Origin of the sequence: Phormidium tenue FACHB-1052, from assembly GCF_014696675.1 — a bacterium.
GTDB lineage: Bacteria > Cyanobacteriota > Cyanobacteriia > Phormidesmidales > Phormidesmidaceae > Nodosilinea > Nodosilinea tenuis_A.
In genome coordinates this window covers 702595-721525 of record NZ_JACJQN010000001.1, presented here as the reverse complement: position 1 = coordinate 721525, position 18931 = coordinate 702595, and the positions used below count along the sequence as shown (strand labels likewise).

Annotated in this window: 19 protein-coding genes; 9 read left to right on the top strand and 10 right to left on the bottom strand. The window is 58.4% G+C overall.

The window, feature by feature from the left end; all coding sequences use genetic code 11:
• Positions 1–40 precede the first annotated feature (40 nt).
• Positions 41–1159: an NADH-quinone oxidoreductase subunit NuoH gene (nuoH, locus tag H6G07_RS03325; RefSeq protein WP_073606440.1), complete on the bottom strand. Its 1119-nt coding sequence runs from the start codon at positions 1157–1159 to the stop codon at positions 41–43.
• Between the two features lie 352 nt (positions 1160–1511).
• Entirely contained in the window at positions 1512–2693 is a 1182-nt protein-coding gene (locus tag H6G07_RS03320; RefSeq protein ID WP_073606441.1) for a citrate synthase, read from the bottom strand.
• A gap of 296 nt (positions 2694–2989) precedes the next feature.
• On the opposite strand from H6G07_RS03320, the gene H6G07_RS03315 reads away from it, so the two are divergent.
• Positions 2990–3187: a heavy-metal-associated domain-containing protein gene (locus tag H6G07_RS03315; protein WP_073606442.1), complete on the top strand. Its 198-nt coding sequence runs from the start codon at positions 2990–2992 to the stop codon at positions 3185–3187.
• Here the strand turns inward: H6G07_RS03315 and H6G07_RS03310 are convergent.
• A complete protein-coding gene (locus H6G07_RS03310; RefSeq protein WP_073606443.1) occupies positions 3147–4196 on the bottom strand; it encodes a Gfo/Idh/MocA family protein in 1050 nt (349 codons plus the stop codon). The genes H6G07_RS03315 and H6G07_RS03310 overlap by 41 nt on opposite strands.
• Before the next feature lie 109 nt (positions 4197–4305).
• Between H6G07_RS03310 and H6G07_RS03305 the strand changes: the two genes are divergently transcribed.
• Complete coding sequence (locus H6G07_RS03305; protein ID WP_073606444.1) at positions 4306–5346, top strand: YheT family hydrolase; 1041 nt, start codon at positions 4306–4308, stop codon at positions 5344–5346.
• Between the two features lie 46 nt (positions 5347–5392).
• Here the strand turns inward: H6G07_RS03305 and H6G07_RS03300 are convergent, their stop codons facing one another.
• Positions 5393–5737 carry a DUF4870 domain-containing protein gene (locus H6G07_RS03300; RefSeq protein WP_073606445.1) on the bottom strand — a complete coding sequence of 115 codons (345 nt, stop codon included), beginning with the start codon at positions 5735–5737 and terminating at the stop codon, positions 5393–5395.
• A gap of 75 nt (positions 5738–5812) precedes the next feature.
• Positions 5813–6967, bottom strand: coding sequence for an HhoA/HhoB/HtrA family serine endopeptidase (locus H6G07_RS03295; protein ID WP_338420670.1), 1155 nt, complete (start codon positions 6965–6967; stop codon positions 5813–5815).
• A 181-nt stretch (positions 6968–7148) separates the two neighbouring features.
• Here H6G07_RS03295 and glpK point away from each other — a divergent pair, with 181 nt between their 5' ends.
• The 4 genes from glpK to rppA all read left to right on the top strand — a co-directional run bounded on the left by glpK (position 7149) and on the right by rppA (position 11336).
• The gene (gene glpK, locus H6G07_RS03290; RefSeq protein WP_073606447.1) at positions 7149–8663 is read left to right on the top strand and encodes a glycerol kinase GlpK; all 1515 of its coding nucleotides are present in this window, start codon (positions 7149–7151) and stop codon (positions 8661–8663) included.
• 69 nt (positions 8664–8732) lie between these two features.
• Positions 8733–10097, top strand: coding sequence for an aspartate aminotransferase family protein (locus H6G07_RS03285; RefSeq protein WP_084172812.1), 1365 nt, complete (start codon positions 8733–8735; stop codon positions 10095–10097).
• 60 nt (positions 10098–10157) lie between these two features.
• A complete protein-coding gene (locus H6G07_RS03280) occupies positions 10158–10616 on the top strand; it encodes a DUF29 domain-containing protein (protein WP_073606449.1) in 459 nt (152 codons plus the stop codon).
• A 42-nt stretch (positions 10617–10658) separates the two neighbouring features.
• Positions 10659–11336, top strand: a complete 678-nt coding sequence (rppA, locus tag H6G07_RS03275) for a two-component system response regulator RppA (protein WP_073606450.1) — start codon at positions 10659–10661, stop codon at positions 11334–11336.
• 69 nt (positions 11337–11405) lie between these two features.
• On the opposite strand, the gene H6G07_RS03270 is transcribed toward rppA, so the two are convergent.
• Together H6G07_RS03270 and H6G07_RS03265 are read right to left on the bottom strand one after the other, a co-directional pair.
• Entirely contained in the window at positions 11406–11990 is a 585-nt protein-coding gene (locus H6G07_RS03270; protein ID WP_073606451.1) for a DUF924 family protein, read from the bottom strand.
• A gap of 8 nt (positions 11991–11998) precedes the next feature.
• The gene (locus H6G07_RS03265; protein WP_073606452.1) at positions 11999–13579 is read right to left on the bottom strand and encodes a metallophosphoesterase; all 1581 of its coding nucleotides are present in this window, start codon (positions 13577–13579) and stop codon (positions 11999–12001) included.
• 237 nt (positions 13580–13816) lie between these two features.
• Here H6G07_RS03265 and H6G07_RS03260 point away from each other — a divergent pair, with 237 nt between their 5' ends.
• Complete coding sequence (locus tag H6G07_RS03260; RefSeq protein ID WP_073606453.1) at positions 13817–14404, top strand: DciA family protein; 588 nt, start codon at positions 13817–13819, stop codon at positions 14402–14404.
• Here the strand turns inward: H6G07_RS03260 and lipB are convergent.
• Positions 14373–15032 carry a lipoyl(octanoyl) transferase LipB gene (gene lipB / locus H6G07_RS03255; protein WP_199311852.1) on the bottom strand — a complete coding sequence of 220 codons (660 nt, stop codon included), beginning with the start codon at positions 15030–15032 and terminating at the stop codon, positions 14373–14375. The genes H6G07_RS03260 and lipB overlap by 32 nt on opposite strands.
• A 177-nt stretch (positions 15033–15209) precedes the next feature.
• Between lipB and hpf the strand changes: the two genes are divergently transcribed.
• Complete coding sequence (hpf, locus tag H6G07_RS03250) at positions 15210–15857, top strand: ribosome hibernation-promoting factor, HPF/YfiA family (RefSeq protein ID WP_073606455.1); 648 nt, start codon at positions 15210–15212, stop codon at positions 15855–15857.
• Between the two features lie 156 nt (positions 15858–16013).
• On the opposite strand, the gene grxC is transcribed toward hpf, so the two are convergent.
• Both grxC and radA read right to left on the bottom strand, forming a co-directional pair.
• A complete protein-coding gene (gene grxC / locus H6G07_RS03245) occupies positions 16014–16283 on the bottom strand; it encodes a glutaredoxin 3 (RefSeq protein WP_073606456.1) in 270 nt (89 codons plus the stop codon).
• A gap of 92 nt (positions 16284–16375) precedes the next feature.
• The gene (radA, locus tag H6G07_RS03240) at positions 16376–17896 is read right to left on the bottom strand and encodes a DNA repair protein RadA (protein ID WP_073606457.1); all 1521 of its coding nucleotides are present in this window, start codon (positions 17894–17896) and stop codon (positions 16376–16378) included.
• Positions 17897–18195: 299 nt separating this feature from the next.
• On the opposite strand from radA, the gene rpaB reads away from it, so the two are divergent.
• Positions 18196–18924 carry a response regulator transcription factor RpaB gene (rpaB, locus tag H6G07_RS03235; protein ID WP_026072530.1) on the top strand — a complete coding sequence of 243 codons (729 nt, stop codon included), beginning with the start codon at positions 18196–18198 and terminating at the stop codon, positions 18922–18924.
• The last annotated feature ends 7 nt before the right edge of the window (positions 18925–18931 follow it).

Sequence of the window (18931 nt, the reverse complement as noted above, 5' to 3'; positions counted from 1 at the left end):
CAGCAGCCACTTATCTAAAGGGTAAGGCAAGCCTTCTCAGCTAGCCACCAAAGGCAGCCGGAAACGCCAGCTTAAGAGCGGCGGTCAACAACAGATTGACCAGCGCCACCGGCAGTAGAAACTTCCAGCCAAAGTCAAGCAGCTGGTCAATGCGAACGCGGGGCACGGTCCATCGCAGCAGCACTGCAATGAACACTAGGGCGTAGGCCTTGAATAGGGTCATTACGATGCCCAGCGAAGCGGTGATGACCTGAAGCCAGGGCGTAGTCTCGCTGACCCCGACCAGACTAGCTAACCAGCTCACCGAGATGGGAGATTCCCAACCGCCCAGGTACAAAATCGAGACGATCAGCGCCGACAACACCAGGTTGACGTAGGAGCCGACGTAGAAGAGGCCAAACTTCATACCCGTGTATTCGGTTTGATAGCCCGCTACCAGCTCTTCCTCCGCCTCTGGCAGGTCAAAGGGCAGACGCTCGCACTCCGCCAGGGCGGCAATCCAAAAAATTAAGAAGCCAGCGGGCTGCCGCCAGATATTCCACCCTAAAATGCCGTAGCCCGACTGCTGATTGACAATGTCAATGGTGCTCAGGCTGTTGGACATCAGCACCACCGCCAGCACCGCCAGCGCCATGGGAATTTCGTAGCTGATCGACTGGGCCGCTGCCCGCAAGCCCCCCAGTAGGGAGTACTTGTTGTTGGAGGAGTAGCCCGACATTAGCAGGCCGATCGGGGCAATGCTGGAGAGGGCAATCCACAGAAAGATGCCGACACCGATGTCGGTGATCACCAGATTTTGGCCAAAGGGCACAATTAGGTACGACAAAAACACTGGGATCACCACGATCGCAGGCCCCAGCGTAAACAAAATTGGGTCGGCCTTGGCGGGGGTGATGTCTTCTTTAAAGATCAGTTTGATGCCGTCGGCAGCGGCCTGCAGGGTGCCCAGCGGCCCGGCGAACTCAGGCCCAATTCGCTGCTGAGCGGCGGCAGAAATCTTGCGCTCTAGCCATACCGTCACAAAAATACTGACCGTGGCCCCCACTAAAATGACCACCATCGGCAGCGGCAGCCACAGAGCTTTAGCAGCCCCAGTGGGCACCCCCAGGTCGACGAGGGCATCAACGAAGCTACCCCGTAGGTCAATTCCTTGGTTCATGGGCTGGTCCTTCGCAACGGTACAGTTAACTCTGGCAAAGAGAAAACACTTTAGATTCTACCGCCATCTTCCCCCATCCACCGAGCCGGGCAGATGGGATTCATAGGAAGTTTTGGCGGGAAGGGATTGAAAAGCCGGTTGGGGTGGCCTGTGAGGGGTTCAAGCTGTACGGTGCGAGGTGGAAGGCAGTTCACTGTATCCCTCGCACCTGGAAACCCGTCTGTGACATCCCCAAACAAAAGCCCCCCAGCGCAAGCGCCAGAGGGGCAGGAGTTCCTGAAAATCGTCACTAGATCAATAATCTGCTCAGGGGAGAAGAGTGCCCAGGGGGGTCTGACCCATCAGTGGTCAATTAGGAGGGTAGCGACACCGAAAAACCCTGTTTATCCCAGATGTGGGGGCGGTTGGCCAGGTCAACATAGGCCTGACTGTGGGGGCCAGTGTAGATCTGGGTGGGGCGGAAGATGCGGTTTTCACCGAGCTGCTCTTTCCAGTGGGCCAGCCAGCCAGCCACGCGGGCGATCGCAAAGATCGGCGTAAACAGATCGGTCGGAATGCCCAGCTTGCGGTAAACCAGCCCCGAGTAGAAGTCAACGTTGGGGTAAATGCCCTTAGCGCCGAGCTTTTCGGAGACGGCCAGCTCCATCTCTAGGGCGATCGCGTAGTACTCGTCTTGGCCAAACTTGGCAAATAGCTGCTCGGCCAGCCCTTGCAAAATCGTGGCGCGGGGATCTTTGACCTTGTAGACCCGGTGGCCAAAGCCCATGATCTTAGACTTTTCGGCAATGCAGCGCTCCACGTAGGGGCGCACATTTCCGACTGAGCCAATCTCCTCGAGCATGTCGATCACCTCCTCGTTGGCTCCGCCGTGGAGCGGCCCCGCCAGGGTGCCCACCGCCGAGGCCACTACTGCGTAGGGATCAGTCAAGGTCGAGGCCGTCACCATGGCCGAAAAGGTGGAGGCGTTGATGGTGTGCTCAGCGTGGAGGGTGAGGCAGATATCAAAGATCCGCGCCGCCAGGGGGTCGGGCTCGCGCTCGTTGAGCATGTAGAGAAAGTTGGCGGAGTAGTTGAGGTCGTCGCGGGGCTGCACCGGGTCGTTGCCCTTACGCATTAGCTGAAACGCCGCCACCATGGTAGGAATTTTGGCCAGCAGCCGAACTACCGCTTGCTGAATGTAGACCGGATTATCCAACGCCCGGCGCGAGTAAAACAGGCCTAAGGCCGCCGCGCAGGCTTGCAGGGCATCCATCGGGTGGCCGCTCTCGGGGAAGCACTTCATCATGTCGCGGATGCGGTACTTGAGGCGGCGGTGGTAGCGAATTTCGTACTCAAACGCTTCCAGCTCTGGCTTGGAGGGCAGCCCGCCCCAAATCAACAGGTAAGCCGTTTCGAGAAAGGTGCCCCGCTGGGCCAACTCTTCAATGGGAATGCCGCGATACTCCAAGATTCCCGCCTGGCCATCCACATAGCTAATGCTCGACTGGGTGGCCGGTACACCCTCTAAACCGGGCCTGTACTCACATGCGGTCATAGTAGTTATCGCTCCCGTTTGCTGACCTATGATTCCAAGGGGGTTTATGCCCCGCCGTCATCAACGCTACCAAATCATCTGATCAACCTTAGCGCTGCTGTCAACCGAGTGGGGAGAATAACAGCGCGACAGCCTTGCTCGTGAACCCGATTTGGTTAGGGCCAAACAGCCCGCAGAGGCGATCGCACGGGGGTGGGAACGGCGATCGCCCTAGCAGACCAAAAGCCGAACGTCGCCCCGTGCCAATGCCCATGGCCTACAGTGATTGAGTCCTCTAATTTCCTAGACCAATTCCTATGACCACCCTTTCTGTGACCGTGCCCGATATGGCCTGCGGCGCCTGCGTCAGCACCATTACCCAAGCCGTGCAGGCTGTTGACCCCAGCGCTGAGGTCAAAACCGACCTCGCGTCTAAGGCAGTAGACATTACCGCCAGCGTGACCGCCGAGGCGCTTACCGAGGCAATTCAGAAGGCGGGCTATACGGTGGCATAGGCGCGGCAACCTCGATCACGCCCTCCGTCGCCGCCGATCGCTGGGCAGCAGTCGCCACCTGTAAGGTATATAAACTGGCTTCGGGTGTGCAGTACAGCGCCTGCCCGGTGAGTAGGTGCTCGATCACCTGGGCCGTGTCAGCCGCAAACAATCCCCGGCGGGAGCCGACCTCTACAGCACGCGTGCCTTGGGCGTCAGTCAGAGTACCCTGATCGCCGTCCAGACAAAGTGAGCCGTCGCTGCCGAGCACCTCTAGCCGCCGCGTCGCCTGCCAAAGAGCCTCGCCCTTGCCGTAGGTAACCTCAGCGATTAGCCCCGAAATAAAGGTGAGCTGGGCGGTGCAGAGGCAGGTGGTGTAGCAGGTCATCCCCTCAGGGCCGGGGGTGAGGCTGCCGTAGTGGTTTTGGCAGTAGACCCGCGCCACCGGGCCAAAGCAGTCGATCAGCCGGTGCAGGCGCGACAGTGCCCCCACTAACGGAAAGCCAAACAGCTCAGGGCAGTAAGTCCAGGCGGCAGGAGCAGGGCGGCGAGAGGCCAGGGTGCAGTAGCGGGTGTAGAAGGGCTGACCGATCGCCCCCAAATTAGCTTTTGCTGCCAAATGAGTGCCCCCCAGCAGCTCGATATGCTCGACATGCAGCAGGCGCTGCTTCTCCTGAGCCAGGGTGAGCAGGGGCTGAGCTTTGTCGGCCCTCAGCGCTAGGGGATACTCCACCACCACGTGGTGGTTGGCCTCTAGGGCAGCGGCGGTGACAGTGCTGTGGTCGCGGTTGATATGGCAGACCATGATTAGATCTAGGTCAGAGCGATCGACTAGGGCTTTCCAGTCATCCACAGAGACAGCGTTGTACTGCGAGGCAAAGGCTTGGGTGTCGGCGGTGTTGTGGCCAGCTACGGCGACCAAGGAGGCGCGATCGCTTCCCCGCAGCGCCTCGGCCCGCAGCCGCGCTACAAAGCCCGTGCCGACCATACCGACCCGCACCCGATCGCCCTTGACCTTAGGGGTTGCCATCACCCGTTCCTCAGCTATATCGCCACCGCCATAGTACGTTTTTCTCCAGCGGGGGGATGGTGCTACAACGGGTTCTCTGGAATGCTGAAGGCAGTATCAGCCCGTCCCTATGCCCCCCTATGTGCCCCCTTGGTTTTTGCAGAATGGCCTGGCCATGACCCTCTATACCGCCCTGGTGTCGAGCCAAACCTGGCCCCAAAGCATTGACCTATCGCCCGTCTCCTACCAAGACCATATTTTCACAGGCCAGGGGGAGGTGCCGATCTTTGGTCGCTGGACAACGCCCAACCGCTCGAAGGGCACCATTATCGCCACTTACGGCATTACCGGCAGCCTCGACGATCAGTGGCAGCTCGATATTTTGGGCCGCAAAGCCCACCATCGGGGCTATGGCCTGGTGGTGTTTGACTGGCGCGCCCACGGCAAAACTGCCGACCTCTCGCCCACCCTCACCTCCGATGGCATCTACGAAGGGGATGACTATGTAGCCCTAGCCGCCCAGGCCAAGGCGCTGGGCTGTGCACCGCCCTTCTGGTTCATGGGCTATTCCCTCAGCGGGCAACTGGCGCTGTGGGGGGCTAAAGCGGCCATGCAACTGCCCGCCGACAGCGGTTTAGTGCCGGGAGACATTGCCGGAGTCGTGGTGGTCTGCCCCAGCCTCGACTCAAATCGATCGCTGCGCTACCTGAGCGCTGACCCGCTGGGCAAATTTTTAGAGCGATCGATCGCCGCCGAACTCAAGCGCCTAGCCCAGCGTCTCTACCAGGCCCATCCCGACCACTTTGACCTAGCTGCGATCGATCGCGCCAACAGCATCTGGGGCTTTGACCACGAGTTGGTGATTCCTCGCCTGGGGTTTGCTTCAGTCGAAGACTACTACAACGCCAGCAGTCCGCTCCCGTTTATGGCCGAACTGACGATTCCCACTCTGATTCTCTATGCCGCCGATGACCCTCTATTCAGCCCCGAAATCATCCCCGACTTAAATAATGTTTGCGCAGCCAACCCCAAGATTGACTTGGTGCTAACCGAGTTCGGCGGCCACGTGGGCTACTACAACAGCAGCGCCGGTCAACGCCAAGCTGGGGACAGCGACCCCTGGTGGGCATGGAACCGAGCGCTGGATTGGGTAGAGCAGGTAGGTGGATAACGCTTGGTAGGGGTCATCGCAAGCAACGTCCCTACCAAGGGTCTCCCTAGAACAGTCGCAGAATGAGAGGATAGCGAAATGCTGTGTTGGGGTTAGTGAGGCTGTGGAAGATGCCAAAGATAGGCATAATCAAGTCCACAAGAAACACAACCAACAAGAGCGGAATGCCGATCAGCACCCAAGCCAAAATTCCTGCAACCACCTTCCAAAACCATATGTTTAGGTGGAAGTTTATGGCTTCCTTAGCATTTTCTTTAACGACTAAGTCGTCAGAAATTAGCAGAATGGCGATAGGAACGCCCACAGATACTACTAGAGTATTGAAGAAAATTGAGCCGTGGCTAACCGCAGATAGAATTTTTCGGGTGCCGGTGTCTTCGGTGGAATGCATGGAAAGTCTCCTGAATAAAGAATGTTGACAACTGCAATTTTGAAATTTGGTCAGCTCTTTAGCCGAGCGCCTGAGTTATTCGGCCTGCTCACGAAGTTCGGCAGTTTTGACCTGCACCGTCAAGGGGCGATCGCCCCGCTGGATCTCAAGCTCTAAAGCATCGCCAATCTTGGTGTTTTCGACCTTGATTTGCAACCCATCGGCGCTGCGAATGGGGGTGCCGTTGACCTGCAAAATCACATCGCCTCGGCGCAGACCCGCATCGGCAGCGGGGGTGCCTTCCAGCACTCGAATGATGAGTACGCCATCCACTTCGGGCAGATACATGCCCGAGTTGATGTCTTCGTTGCTGCGCTTGGCCTGCTCAGGGGTAAGGTTGGCGATTTGCACACCGATGTAGGGGTGGGCCACCGTTTCGCCCCGAGCCAGTCTGTCTTTAACCTCTTTGGCTTTGTTGATAGGAATCGCAAAGCCAATGCCCATGGCATCAGCGCGAATGGCGGTGTTGATGCCGATCACTTCGCCCCGCTGGTTGACCAGCGGCCCCCCCGAGTTGCCGGGGTTGATAGCGGCATCGGTCTGAATAAACTCCAGCCGCTTGCCAGGGATGCCCACGGAGCTGCTGGTGCGCTTGAGGGTGCTGACAATGCCCAGAGTCACGGTATTGTCGAGGCCAAGGGGGTTGCCGACGGCGATCGCCCAGTCACCCACTTCGATCTGGTCAGAGTCGCCCAGGGTAGCGATGGGCAGCACGTCGTCTTCGCCATCATCAATTTTGACCACGGCCAGATCGGTGACTTCGTCTACCCCTTCCACCACGGCGTCAAAGCTGCGGCCATCCTTGAGGGTGACCACCACCCGGTCAGCGCCGTTGATCACGTGGGCGTTGGTCAAGATGTTGCCGGTGTCGTCGATGATGAACCCTGACCCTTGACCCCGCAGCAGTTCCTCCTGGCGCTGGCGCGGCATACCGCCAAAGAAATCGCGCAAGAAGGGATCTTCGTAGAGCGGATCGCGGGTCTGGCGAGTGATCGTTTTTTCGGTGTCAATGCGCACCACCGCTGGGCCAACCTGGCGCACAGCAGCCGCTACAAAGCTTTCGTTGCCGATCGCCGCTGTGGCTGCCGACTGCGCTTCGGCTGGGGCGGCGATCGCGCCACTCAACATCATCACCGCCGCTGCGATCGCCGCCAGCAGCCGTCTTAGGGGTATCCAGAGTCCTTGTTTCAAGGGAGCATGCCTCATAACGCAAATTCGACGCACAACAGCAGGGGGGTAGTATCCTGTCGATTGATCAAAATTGTTTCACAATTGCCCACTCAGCGGGGGAGGGGGATACCGTACTTTCGAGTGGTTAAGGCCGAAGGCCTGGGTTGAATAGCATGCTGGAAGCCAGCAACGAGAGTTCTAGATGACTGCTAACTACATCATGGCCCTAGATTTGGGCACCACCGGCAACCGAGCGATCATCTTTGACCGGGAAGGGGCGATCGCCGGTCAGGCCTACCGCGAGCTGACCCAGTATTACCCGCAGCCCGGCTGGGTTGAGCACGACGCCCGTGAGATTTGGGAAGCGATCGCCTGGGCTATGGGGTCAGCGATCGCCAAAGCCAGCCTCAAGCCGACCGATATTGCCGTTATCGGCCTCACGGTGCAGCGTGAAACCTGTCTGCTGTGGGACAGTCGCACGGGTCGCCCCCTCGCCAATGCGATCGTCTGGCAAGATCGCCGTACCGCGCCATTGTGCAACCAGCTCAGAGAAGCGGGTAAAGCCGAAGAAATCTACGATCGCACTGGCCTAATCCTTGACGCCTACTTCTCTGCCACTAAGCTGGCCTGGCTGCTAGAGCAAGCCAAGAAAGAGGTGGATCCGCCGGTTGACTTTGACCAGGTGCTCGCAGGCACGATCGATAGCTGGGTGCTGTGGAACCTCACCGGGCGGCAGGTGCACGCCACCGACCACAGCAACGCCAGCCGCACCATGCTGCTCAACCTGGCCAGCGGCCAGTGGGATGACACTCTGCTGAAGCTATTTGGCATTCCGCCCCACATCATGCCCACGATTCAGCCCAGCGTGGGAGTATTTGGCCATACCGATGCGTCTGTTTTCGGGGCCGAAATTCCGATTGCGGCGATCTTTGGCGACCAGCAGGCGGCGCTCTATGGCCACGGCTGCGATCGCCCCGGTCTGCTCAAATGCACCTACGGCACCGGGGCGTTTCTGGTGTCGCACACGGGGGATGAGGTGGCGCGATCGCAAAATCATCTACTTTCTACGGTGGCCTGGTCTGAGGCCACGCTCGATCCGCTGCGGCCCCATCTTGGCTATGCGATCGAGGGCAGCATGTTTACCGCTGGGGCCTGCATTCAGTGGCTGCGCGATGGCCTGCAAATTATCTCCAGCGCGGCGGAGACCGAAATTCTGGCCCGCAATGCCCGCGACAACGGCGGCGTCTACTTTGTGCCCGCCCTCAGCGGCCTTGGTGCCCCCCATTGGGATATGAGCGCCAGGGGTGCCTTTCTGGGGCTGACGCGCGGTGCCCAGCGAGAGCACATGGTGCGGGCGGTGCTAGAGGCGATCGCCTACGAAGTCAAAGAAGTCGTCGACGCTGTCAACCAGGATGCCGGTACTCCCATTCGTCAGCTCAAGGTCGATGGCGGGGCCTGCAACAACGACTTTCTCATGCAGTTCCAGGCCGACGTGCTGGGCATTCCCGTCGAGCGGCCCCAGATGCTCGATGTCACCGCTCAGGGAGCCGCCTTTGCAGCGGGTCTAGCCGTCGGCTTTTGGGATGACTACCGCACTTTGGTGGAGGGGCGTGCGATCGATCGCATCTTTGAACCCGGCACTGGTCAGGCCGAAGCCCAGGAAAACTTTGCCCTGTGGATGAAAGCGGTCGAGCGGGCTAAGGGTTGGGCTAACTAGCGGGATGTTGCTAAAGCAACCTGAAATTCCCGCTAATCTAAGGAGACATGCCCTTCCCCGCTATATGCCATGCCCGACTCTACCCATGACGTCAGCGCACCTTTCCCCGCGAGTGCAGATTTAGTTCCTGCGGCAAATGTCTCCTCGGATGAGGAAATGTGGGACATCGTTGAGCATCACCTGGTGCGCTACGGCGGCGATTTTACCCCCCGGCTGATCGAGCGGGCGCGGGGCAGCCACCTGTACGATCGCCAGGGTCGCAAGATTCTCGACTTTACCTCTGGGCAAATGTGCGCCACCCTGGGCCACAACCATCCCGATGTAGTGCAGGCCATCCACAAAGCCTGCGAAGACGTGCTGCACCTGTTTAGCGGCATGTTGTCGCCAGCGGTGGTAGAACTGGCCGACGCCCTCTGCCAGCTCTTGCCGCCCACCCTGCAAAAAGCTCTATTTCTCAACACCGGCAGCGAGGCTAACGAAGCCGCCCTGCGGATGGCCAAACTGCACACGGGCGGCTTTGAGGTGGTGGGGTTAAGCACCTCCTGGCACGGCATGACCGCCGGGGCTGGGGCGAGCACCTTTGTGTCGGCCCGCAAGGGCTATGGCCCCACCATTCCAGGCAACTTGGCGCTGCCCACCCCCAACTGCTACCGCTGCCCCATTCGCCACTGCCAAGACCAGTGCGACATGACCTGCCTGGCGGTGGGCTTTGACCTAGTCGATAGCCAGTCGGTGGGGGCCTATGCCGCCGTAATTGCCGAACCGGTGCTCAGCTCTGGCGGGGTAATCGTACCCCCTGATGGCTATTTTCAGCGGTTGCAGGGCTACTGCCGGGAACGGGGCATGGTGCTGATTTTAGATGAGGCCCAAACCGCCTTTGGCCGCCTGGGTAGCTTTTTCGCCTTCGAGCAACTGGGCGTGGTGCCCGATATTCTCACCCTGTCAAAAACCTTGGGGGGCGGTCTGCCCCTGGCCGCGACCGTTACCAGTGAGGCGATCGAGGCCGACTGCTACGAAAAAGGCTTTATCTTCTACACCTCTCACGTGTCTGACCCAATGCCCGCAGAGGTAGGGCTGGCGGTGCTGCGAGTGTTGACCAGCCAAAACCTAACGGAGCGCGCGGCAACCATGGGAGCCTACTTGAAGGATGGATTGCTCAAGCTGAAGGATCGCTACGAGGCGATCGGCGATGTGCGCGGTCGAGGGCTGCTGCTGGGGGTAGAGCTGGTTAAAGATCGCACCACCCGTGAACCCGACCCAGAAAAAGGTGCCGCCATTACCCGACGCTGCCTGGAACTAGGGTTGAGCATGAACATCACCGCCCTCCCCGGCATGGGCGCGGTGTGGCGCATCGCCCCGCCGTTGACCGTCACCTACGAAGAGCTAGACGAAGGCTTGGCCATTTTGGAGCAAGCGATTCGCGCCTGTCTGTGATGACTTGCCCATCACTGGCGTGGCTTAAACTGATGAATAGTTCTTTTAGGCCTTGGTGCCATGCCCAAGACTCCTCTCCAAACACCTTTGCGGCAGCTCTATGACGAGGATTTTGTCCGCTGGGTGGAAGCTACTGCTGCCTGTTTGAAGAATAGAGATACTGAACAGCTCGACTGGGACGGGCTGATAGAGGAGATTGAAGACTTGGGTAAATCGGCCAAGCGAGAGCTAGAAAGCCGTCTGAGTGTTTTGCTCGTTCACTTGCTCAAGCGCTGCTATGTGAATTTACCCAACGACTATCGCGGTTGGCAGCTCACCATTTTGGAGCAGCGCAACGCCCTCAAGCGGTTGCTCAAGCAATCCCCAAGCCTCAAAACCTACTTTCAGGGCGTGTTAGACGAAGTGTATCAGGATGCTTTGGCGGAGGCGATCGCCGCCTATCCTACTACCGAATTTCCTACCGCATATCCCTTTAGCAAAGAGCTACCAGCCCTACTAGCCGAGGAATTTTGGCGTTAAAAGACGCTTTACTCACTACCCCCTCACCCGCCGCTTGTCCCTATGAAAATTCTGCTTGTCGATGACGAAGTCGAACTCGCCGACCCGCTGAGTCGCTTGCTCAACCGGGAGGGTTATGAGGTAGATGTGGCGACTGACGGGGAAGCGGGCTGTGACCTGGCTGGCCAAGGCGGTTACGACCTGCTAATTCTTGACTGGATGCTGCCGGGGTTAAGCGGGTTAGAGATCTGTCGGCAGGTGCGATCGCGCCAAGACTCCACCCCCGTCCTATTCCTCACCGCCAAAGACACCCTTAACGATCGCGTCGATGGCCTCGACGCCGGAGCCGATGACTACTTGGTCAAACCCTTTGAGCTGCGAGAACTGCTGGCGCGGGTGCGGGCGCTGCTGCGGCGATCGCCCAACCTCGAAGCATCCACCCCACCCCGCCTCGCCTACGGCGATCTCACCCTCGACGAAGCCAATCAGCTCGCCCACCGCCAGGGCCAACCCGCCGAACTCTCCGAAAAAGAAACCCGCCTGCTAGCCTACCTGCTGCGCCACGCCAATCAGGTGCTCACCCACGAGCAGATTTACCAAAGTGTTTGGGATGACCAGGATGCCCCCAGCAGCAACGTCGTCGCCGCCCAAATGCGCCTGCTACGCCGCAAAATAGAGCCGAAGGGTACCGCGCCAATAATTCACACCGTCTACGGCAAAGGCTATCGGCTGGGTGGGTAAGTTTTGAATTTTGAATTTTAAGTTTTGAGTTCGCTAATTCAAAACTCAAAACTTAAAACTTAAAACTTCTCAGAATCTCGACCCTGGCTGCTGCAAAAACTCCGCCTCTGCCGGAGTTGCCTCTCGCCCCAGGATCTCGTTGCGGTGGGGGAATCGCCCAAACCGTTGAATGATGTCCCGATGGCGCAGGGCGTAGTCAAGGCAAGATTCAAACTCAGGGTGGGCGGCGTGGAGCGATCGCACCAATTTCACCGAGCGCTCCTGATCGGCCAGATTTTCGCTGTGCTCTAGCGGTAGGTAAAAGAAGATGCGCTCCACCGGCAACACCTGCTGGTCGTAGCCCTGGGCCAGGGCATAGTTGGCAGTGTCTCGGGCAGCGCGATCGCTGGCAAAACTGCGCGCCTCGCCCCGAAACAGATTGCGCGGAAACTGATCGAGCAAAATCACCAGGGCAAGGCACGATCGCGGTTCCTGCCGCCACGTCGCCAGAGCACCGGCTGCGGCCTGCTCATAGTCAGGCAAAAACCGCTGCCGAATGGTGTCGTCAAACGCCGGGTCTTTCTTAAACCAGACTCGGCGTTGCTGGCCATATTCACTACCCGGATTCTCTGGGTCGCCAAACCAAAACCGCAGAATCGCCTGCCAACGCTCCATCGGCTCATCTACTCCAGCACCAGCGGATCAAGGGCATAGTCTTCCCAGGTCTGGTGCGATCGCTCCGAAATGTGGGGCGTCACAATAAATTTGGGCACTTCATCCTGGGTGACATCAATGCGCACAAAAGAGTAAGGCCGCCGTCGCTCGGCTTTGTGGCCCACGAGGCCCATGTATAGCTGTGATTTTGCCACCAGCTTAAACTCCGTTTGTCCATCGGGGTCAGCCCCCAAGGGTTCATAGAGCATGGTGCCTTCCGGTCGTTGTCGCCGCAGGCTCAAACCGCTGCCGCCGCAGACTAAATAGTTCATGTGACTGTCGGCGTAGCCCGTGGCTTCGGTCTTGAGATATTCAAAACAGTGGGCGTGGCCGTTGAGCACCAGGTTAACCGGGGGGCGATCGGGGCTAATTTCGGGCACCGCCGCTGCCACCTGATCGAGCACCCAGCGCAGGTTTTGGCGAATAGCCATCGTCTGCCCCTGACCCCATTTGGTGTTTTCCGTCACGTAGGGCGGGTGGTGAAAGAACAGCACGCGCCCCCGCACCGCCTTATCCTGCCAGGAGGCAATCAGCCCGTCCCGCAGCCACAGCAACTGCTCAGTATCGACCAGCGTGGTGGGCCGAGGGTGCACCTGCTTTTCAATGTCGAGCAGCATTTCCTCCATTTGCTCGATCTTGGCCTGTAGGTCGTCTAGGCGCTCCTGGGCGTGGGGATCGGTGCGTTGCAGGTGCATGGCTTCGTCGCGCACCTGCTGCTGCTGGCGCTGAATCGCCTCTCGCTGGGCCAGCAGCCGACCTCGATAGGCCGCATTTGAAGCCCGCTGGGGCGACAGAGCCGGGTCGTTAAAGGTGCTGCTGTCGAGGGCAAAAAAGTCGATGCCGCCGTAGCGAAAGGTGTAGTAGCGATTGGGCAAGCGGGTAAACTGCCCCGGCTGGTAGCGCAGCCCCAGGGTGTTCTCGCCCCAGGGGCCGTAGTGGCGATCGAGGTGAGCGGCTAGCTCTTCATCCGACAGCGTTCTTAAGTAATCTAAAAAAGCGCGGGCATAGGCGTCGCCGATGCCAGAACCGTGCCAGCCCACGTTGGGGTTGAGGTTCAGCCCCAGCAGCTTGCGCACGGGTCGGCTCAACTGCACCAAAATGCTGTAGAGCCGAGGCAAGTTGTAATAGTCGTGGTTGCCCGGCACCGCCAAAAACGGAAACTGGAACACCATATCGTTAAAGGCAATGCGATCGGGGCGATCGCCCCCCACCAGCCATTCCCGATAGGGCTTGATGAAATTTTCTGGATACTGCTCGCTAGAGCCTACCTGATACACCACATCGCCCGTGTGCAGCAAAAAACGGCAATCTGGCAGGTGGGGCAGCATTTGCTCGGCAATGCGCCGCTGGGGGTGATGGTCGGGGTGGGGGCCAGAGCCGCTATCGCCAATCACCAAGAACGAAAATTCTCGATCGTCGCTGCGGCCATCTTCCAACATCAGCCGGGTTTGATCGATGCGGCGCTGCATTAAAAGTGGGTGCTGCCAGCAGACCCGCTCCTTCATTTTGGCGACTTTGGTCAAAATGGGCGGGTCAAGAATGGAAGCCATGGGTCTGGGAGTGAGTTTGCGCGGCGATCAAGAGCTGGCCCCAAAGCGAAAGGCCCTAGTTTAGGGTAATCTGTGTTTCCCAAAATTGCCGAACCTCCTACGCTGCAACGGGAGCAATCCGGTCAGGCCAAGCTAAGCTAAATCCATTCTGGGTAGAGCGAACAGGTGACGAGATAGACGCTTTTCTCCATGAAAATTCGACGGTCATCCCCCTGAACTACGGTACAACCTTCACCCATGCCCCTCGACTCTATCCACAACGTCATTCACCAGTTTGAGCAGCAGCCTCGCTGGCGCAGCCGGGGCCAGTTTCGCCACGTGCTCAACGGTTGGGCTGCGGTAGTGGGGGAAGGCGTTGCTCGCCAGGCTGCCCCAGTGCGGCTCGATCAAGACGTGCTGCATGTGGCGGTGGTCAACCCCATGTGGGCCCAAACCCTGACCCTAGAGCGCCTGCGCATTCTGGCCAAGCTCAACGATCGCCTCCATCTCAACCTCAGCGACATTCGCTTTTCGAGCGGCGATTGGTATCGGCAGAATAAGGCTGGCAAAACTACTACGGCCCCAGCCGCCGCAGAACTGCCTGAATGGCTGCGACAGCACCCTAGCTATGAGCCGCGAGCCATCCCGCGATCGCCCCAGCGACCCGAGACAGCCGCAGAGAGCTTTGAGCGCTGGGCAGGCCTCACCCAACAGCTAGCTGCCCAGCAACCCCTCTGCCCCCAGTGTCAGTGCCACTGCCCCACGGGGGAACTCAAGCGCTGGGGACGGTGCAGCATCTGCGCGGTCAAAGGGCTCAAAGGCCCAGTTGGGCGACATTCTGTATGACGGGCTTAACCCCAAACACCTGAGCAAAGCGAGTGATCACGACAGGTCGCACTGACTCCACCGTAATGCCTGGGCAAAACTGGGCCAGGCTGCCCACCGATTTGTCGGCAATGCCGCAGGGCACGATCGCCTGAAACCCTTCTAAATCAGGGCATACATTGAGCGCAAAGCCGTGCATCGTCACCCAGCGGCTCACCTTAATGCCGATCGCCGCCAGCTTGGTGTTGCCTACCCACACGCCGGTTAGCCCGGCCTGCCGCTCGGCGCTCACGCCAAACTGCGCCAGGGTTTGAATCAGCACCTCCTCTAGCTGGCGCAGGTACCAGTGCAGATCGGGCTGGTGCCGCTTCAGGTTGAGAATGGGGTAGCCCACTAGCTGACCGGGGCAGTGGTGGGTGACCTCGCCCCCCCGCTCAGTGCGAAATAGAGGATAAGGCAATTCTTTGGCTGGGAGCCTGAGGTGATCTAGGGTTGACCCCTGGCCCAAGGTATAGACACCAGGATGCTCGACCAAGAGCAGGCGTTCGGGCTGGGGATGCTCCCGGTGGCGCTGTACTAAGGTCTTTTGCAACGTCCAAGCTGCGGCAAAGGGCATCACCCCCAGCTCGTAAATATCGCAACGGGGCATTGATTCCCCGAGGTTTTGATTCATTCCTGTCAAGCGTAAAATCAGCGGAAATAGCCCATTTTTCTGGGTTTTGCAATCAAGAATTATCAACCCATGCAAAGGATTCTAACGGACGCTGTTGTGCAGAATACAAGGTGTTAGGGTGAAACCAAGCCGACGTATCAAGGAGTCCGCTTTATGAAGTTGGTAATCCATGGCAGAAATATTGAGATCACAGACGCGATTCGGGAGCATGTAGAGCAAAAAATCCTCAAGGCGGTGAGCCACTTCAAACACCTGACCAACGAGGTTGACGTTCATCTGTCCGTAGCTAAAAACCCCAGAATTGGGGCCAACCAGGCCGCCGAAGTTACCCTATTCGTAGACGGAGCCGTTGTTAGAGCCGAAGAAAGCAGCGAAAATCTCTACGCCAGCATCGACTTGGTAGCCGATAAAATTAGCCGCCAGCTGCGCAAGTTCAAAGAAAAGCGCAATACCCGCATGCAGGGCAGTTTAGGCAAAACCACCGAGGCCTACCTCAACGAAGCGCCCCTGACCGATGTCACCCACGTGCTCAACACCAGTGAGCCTCAGCTGCCTGAAGAGGTGATTCGCACCAAGTACTTTGCGATGTCGCCCATGTCTGTGACAGAGGCACTGGAGCAACTCTCGGTCATTGACCACGATTTCTATATGTTTCTCAACGCAGAAACCGAAGAAATCAACGTGATCTACGAGCGCAACCACGGTGGCTACGGGTTGATTCAGCCCCGCAAACCCAACCAAAACGGCCACCAAAACGGGCAAAAAGCTCAGCAGGCTTCTGAAGCCACTGTTCACAGCTAGCCCTTATGTGAGTTGCACACCAACCAGAAGCCCCAGATTCCTTTTTGAAATCTGGGGCTTTCGTCATGGATAAACTCTAGGGGCGTGGGTGAGCTATCTAAAGGGGCTATCTGACCGCAGGAGAATTCGCAGGTTCTTTGTCTGCCAGCAGTTTTGCTAAGCAGGGGAGCCGCTCAGGAGAGGTTCTACGCCGCCCTTAGCATCCAGGGCAAAGAGGTCGTCGCAGCCGCCCACATGGTGATCGTTGATGAAGATCTGGGGGAGCGATCGCCGCCCGTTTGCCCGCTCAGACATTTTGCTGCGAGCCGCCTCATCACCGTCAATGGCATATTCGGTGTATTCAATCCCTTTTTGGTCGAGCAATCGCTTAGCGCGAATGCAGAAGGGGCAGCTTCTCCAGGTGTAAATTTCGACGGTAGGGGTCATGGCGCACCTCCAGGAGCGATATTTAAGGTTCTTTACATTATTTTAGTCTTCTCGGCACCGTCGCCACGTCCATAGTTGGATAGGCATCCTCCTCACCCACTTCCCTTCAAAGCATGGGCGATCGCATCCACCACCCGCGACACCTCCACAATCTCCAGCCCGTCTACTTTTACGGACTGCCCCTTGGGCACGATCGCCCGCTTGAAGCCCAGCTTCGCCGCCTCCTTTAGCCGCAGCTCTAGCTGAGAGATGGGGCGCACTTGGCCACCTAGGCCCACTTCGCCAATGAGAACGAGTTCTGGATCGACGAGGCGATCGCGAAAGCTAGCCACCACCGAAATCGCGATGCCCAGATCCGCCGCCGGTTCCCCCACCGCTAGCCCGCCGGACGATGCCACATAGGCATCGAGCTTAGATAGAGGAATCCCCACCCGCTTCTCCAGCACCGCCAAAATTTGCAGCAGCCGGTTGTACTCCACACCCGTCGTGGAACGGCGCGGCGAGCTGTAGCTAGTGGGGCTAACTAGCGATTGCAGCTCCACCACCAGGGGTCTTGTGCCCTCGCAGGCCACAATCGTGGCAATGCCCGGCACCTGCTCATCGCGGTTGCCGAGGAAAAGGGCTGAAGGATTGCTAATCTCCGCCAGGCCGCGATCGACCATTTCAAACACGCCCAACTCGTGGGTGGCCCCGAAGCGGTTTTTCACCGATCGCAGTAGTCGATGGCTGGCAAAGCGATCGCCCTCAAAGTACAGCACCGTATCTACAAGGTGTTCAAGGACTTTGGGGCCTGCGATCGCCCCCTCCTTGGTCACGTGACCCACAATAAATAGCGAAATATTCGCCCGCTTCGCCAGCTGCATCAGCGCCGACGTACATTCCCGCACCTGCGATACCGACCCCGGTGCCGACGTCAGCGCCGCATAGTACAACGCCTGAATACTGTCGATAATCGCCACCGTCGGCTTCAGCGACTCCAGCTCCATCAAGATGGTCTCTAGGTCAATTTCTGGCAGCAAAAACAGCTGGCTATCCACCGCCTCCATGCCAGAAGTCTCATAAACCTCTAGATCTTCTACCGCTTCTTTTTTTGCCCTTTGCCCTTTGCCTTTTGCTTTTACCCTATCACCCCCTACTCCATCACTCTCCACCTTCTCCACCGGCCCCAAGCGCTGCCACCGCAGCTTCACCTGCTGGCCCGACTCCTCCGCGCACACATACAGCACCCGCTGCCGCGACGCGAGCTGGTTTGCCACCTGGAGCAGCAGGGTAGATTTGCCAATGCCGGGATCACCCCCCAGCAGCACCAGTGACCCCGGCACAATACCGCCGCCCAGCACTCGGTCGAGTTCCCCATAGCCCGAAGGCAGCCGCGCCTGGGGATGGTCTTGAATCTGGTTTAGGGTCATGGCCAAGCGCGGCTGACTGACCTTAGCCGTTGTCGACCCACCCCGACTGCGCCCTAACGCAGAGGCCCGAGCGGTCGTCTCCTTAGCGGGCTGAGCCTGCTCCACCAATGCATTCCAGCTGTTGCACACGGGGCAGCGGCCAAAGTACTGGGGCGACTCAGCACCGCATTCGTTGCAGACAAAAATTGAACGAGATTTAGCCATCACTACCCCTGCCCCGCCGATTACTCGGGGCGATACTTGGCTCTAAACCAATGGCCGCTACTGTGCAATAAACCTTAAAAAAGCCTGAAGCACAGATGTTCCATGCATGCGGCATGAATCAATACACATAGGATAATCAAATCAAACGTCGTAAGTCCTGCTCCGGCAGCGTTTTAGGGGACTGCTTTAGCGGTGCCTAGGGCTGTTTCGCTCAATCGACTAATTAGCTTTCAAAAGTTAATCATTAAACGTTGCGATTGTTTATAGAATATGACGTTATGTAGGGAGCCTTGAAAGCCTTGGAAAACAACAAAGAAAAAATTCTAGTGGTCGACGACGAGGCCAGCATTCGGCGAATTCTCGAAACTCGCCTATCGATGATCGGCTATGACGTCGTCACCGCCGCCGATGGCGAAGAAGCCCTAGAAACCTTTCGCAACGCCGCTCCTGACCTGGTGGTGCTCGATGTGATGATGCCCAAGCTCGACGGCTACGGCGTCTGCCAAGAGCTCCGCAAAGAGTCTGACATTCCTATTATTATGCTCACCGCTCTGGGCGATGTGGCCGATCGCATCACCGGCCTAGAGCTTGGGGCTGATGACTACGTCGTCAAACCCTTCTCTCCCAAAGAACTCGAAGCCCGCATTCGCTCCGTGCTGCGCCGGGTCGATAAAACCGGCATGACCGGCATCCCCAGCTCTGGCGTCATCTCCGTCAATACCATTCGCATCGACACCAACAAGCGCCAAGTATACAAGGGCGACGAGCGCATTCGCCTGACCGGCATGGAGTTTAGCCTGCTAGAGCTGCTGGTCAGCCGCTCTGGCGAGCCCTTCTCGCGCTCCGAGATTTTGCAGGAAGTATGGGGCTACACCCCTGAACGTCACGTCGATACCCGCGTGGTCGATGTACACATTTCTCGCCTGCGGGCTAAGCTCGAAGACGACCCTAGCAACCCAGAGCTGATTCTCACTGCTCGAGGTACCGGCTACCTGTTTCAGCGCATAGTGGAACCCGGCGAAGAATAGTCGGTAG

Excerpts from the sequence above, each read along its gene's own strand:
- H6G07_RS03300 (WP_073606445.1), bottom strand. The coding sequence starts at position 5,737 with ATGCATTCCACCGAAGACACCGGCACCCGAAAAATTCTATCTGCGGTT.
- lipB (WP_199311852.1), bottom strand. The coding sequence starts at position 15,032 with ATGCCCCGTTGCGATATTTACGAGCTGGGGGTGATGCCCTTTGCCGCA.
- H6G07_RS03305 (WP_073606444.1), top strand. The coding sequence starts at position 4,306 with ATGCCCCCCTATGTGCCCCCTTGGTTTTTGCAGAATGGCCTGGCCATG.
- H6G07_RS03315 (WP_073606442.1), top strand. The coding sequence starts at position 2,990 with ATGACCACCCTTTCTGTGACCGTGCCCGATATGGCCTGCGGCGCCTGC.
- hpf (WP_073606455.1), top strand. The coding sequence starts at position 15,210 with ATGAAGTTGGTAATCCATGGCAGAAATATTGAGATCACAGACGCGATT.
- H6G07_RS03310 (WP_073606443.1), bottom strand. The coding sequence starts at position 4,196 with ATGGCAACCCCTAAGGTCAAGGGCGATCGGGTGCGGGTCGGTATGGTC.
- grxC (WP_073606456.1), bottom strand. The coding sequence starts at position 16,283 with ATGACCCCTACCGTCGAAATTTACACCTGGAGAAGCTGCCCCTTCTGC.
- rppA (WP_073606450.1), top strand. The coding sequence starts at position 10,659 with ATGAAAATTCTGCTTGTCGATGACGAAGTCGAACTCGCCGACCCGCTG.
- H6G07_RS03285 (WP_084172812.1), top strand. The coding sequence starts at position 8,733 with ATGCCCGACTCTACCCATGACGTCAGCGCACCTTTCCCCGCGAGTGCA.
- H6G07_RS03270 (WP_073606451.1), bottom strand. The coding sequence starts at position 11,990 with ATGGAGCGTTGGCAGGCGATTCTGCGGTTTTGGTTTGGCGACCCAGAG.
- radA (WP_073606457.1), bottom strand. The coding sequence starts at position 17,896 with ATGGCTAAATCTCGTTCAATTTTTGTCTGCAACGAATGCGGTGCTGAG.
- H6G07_RS03280 (WP_073606449.1), top strand. The coding sequence starts at position 10,158 with ATGCCCAAGACTCCTCTCCAAACACCTTTGCGGCAGCTCTATGACGAG.
- glpK (WP_073606447.1), top strand. The coding sequence starts at position 7,149 with ATGACTGCTAACTACATCATGGCCCTAGATTTGGGCACCACCGGCAAC.
- H6G07_RS03320 (WP_073606441.1), bottom strand. The coding sequence starts at position 2,693 with ATGACCGCATGTGAGTACAGGCCCGGTTTAGAGGGTGTACCGGCCACC.
- nuoH (WP_073606440.1), bottom strand. The coding sequence starts at position 1,159 with ATGAACCAAGGAATTGACCTACGGGGTAGCTTCGTTGATGCCCTCGTC.
- H6G07_RS03260 (WP_073606453.1), top strand. The coding sequence starts at position 13,817 with ATGCCCCTCGACTCTATCCACAACGTCATTCACCAGTTTGAGCAGCAG.
- H6G07_RS03265 (WP_073606452.1), bottom strand. The coding sequence starts at position 13,579 with ATGGCTTCCATTCTTGACCCGCCCATTTTGACCAAAGTCGCCAAAATG.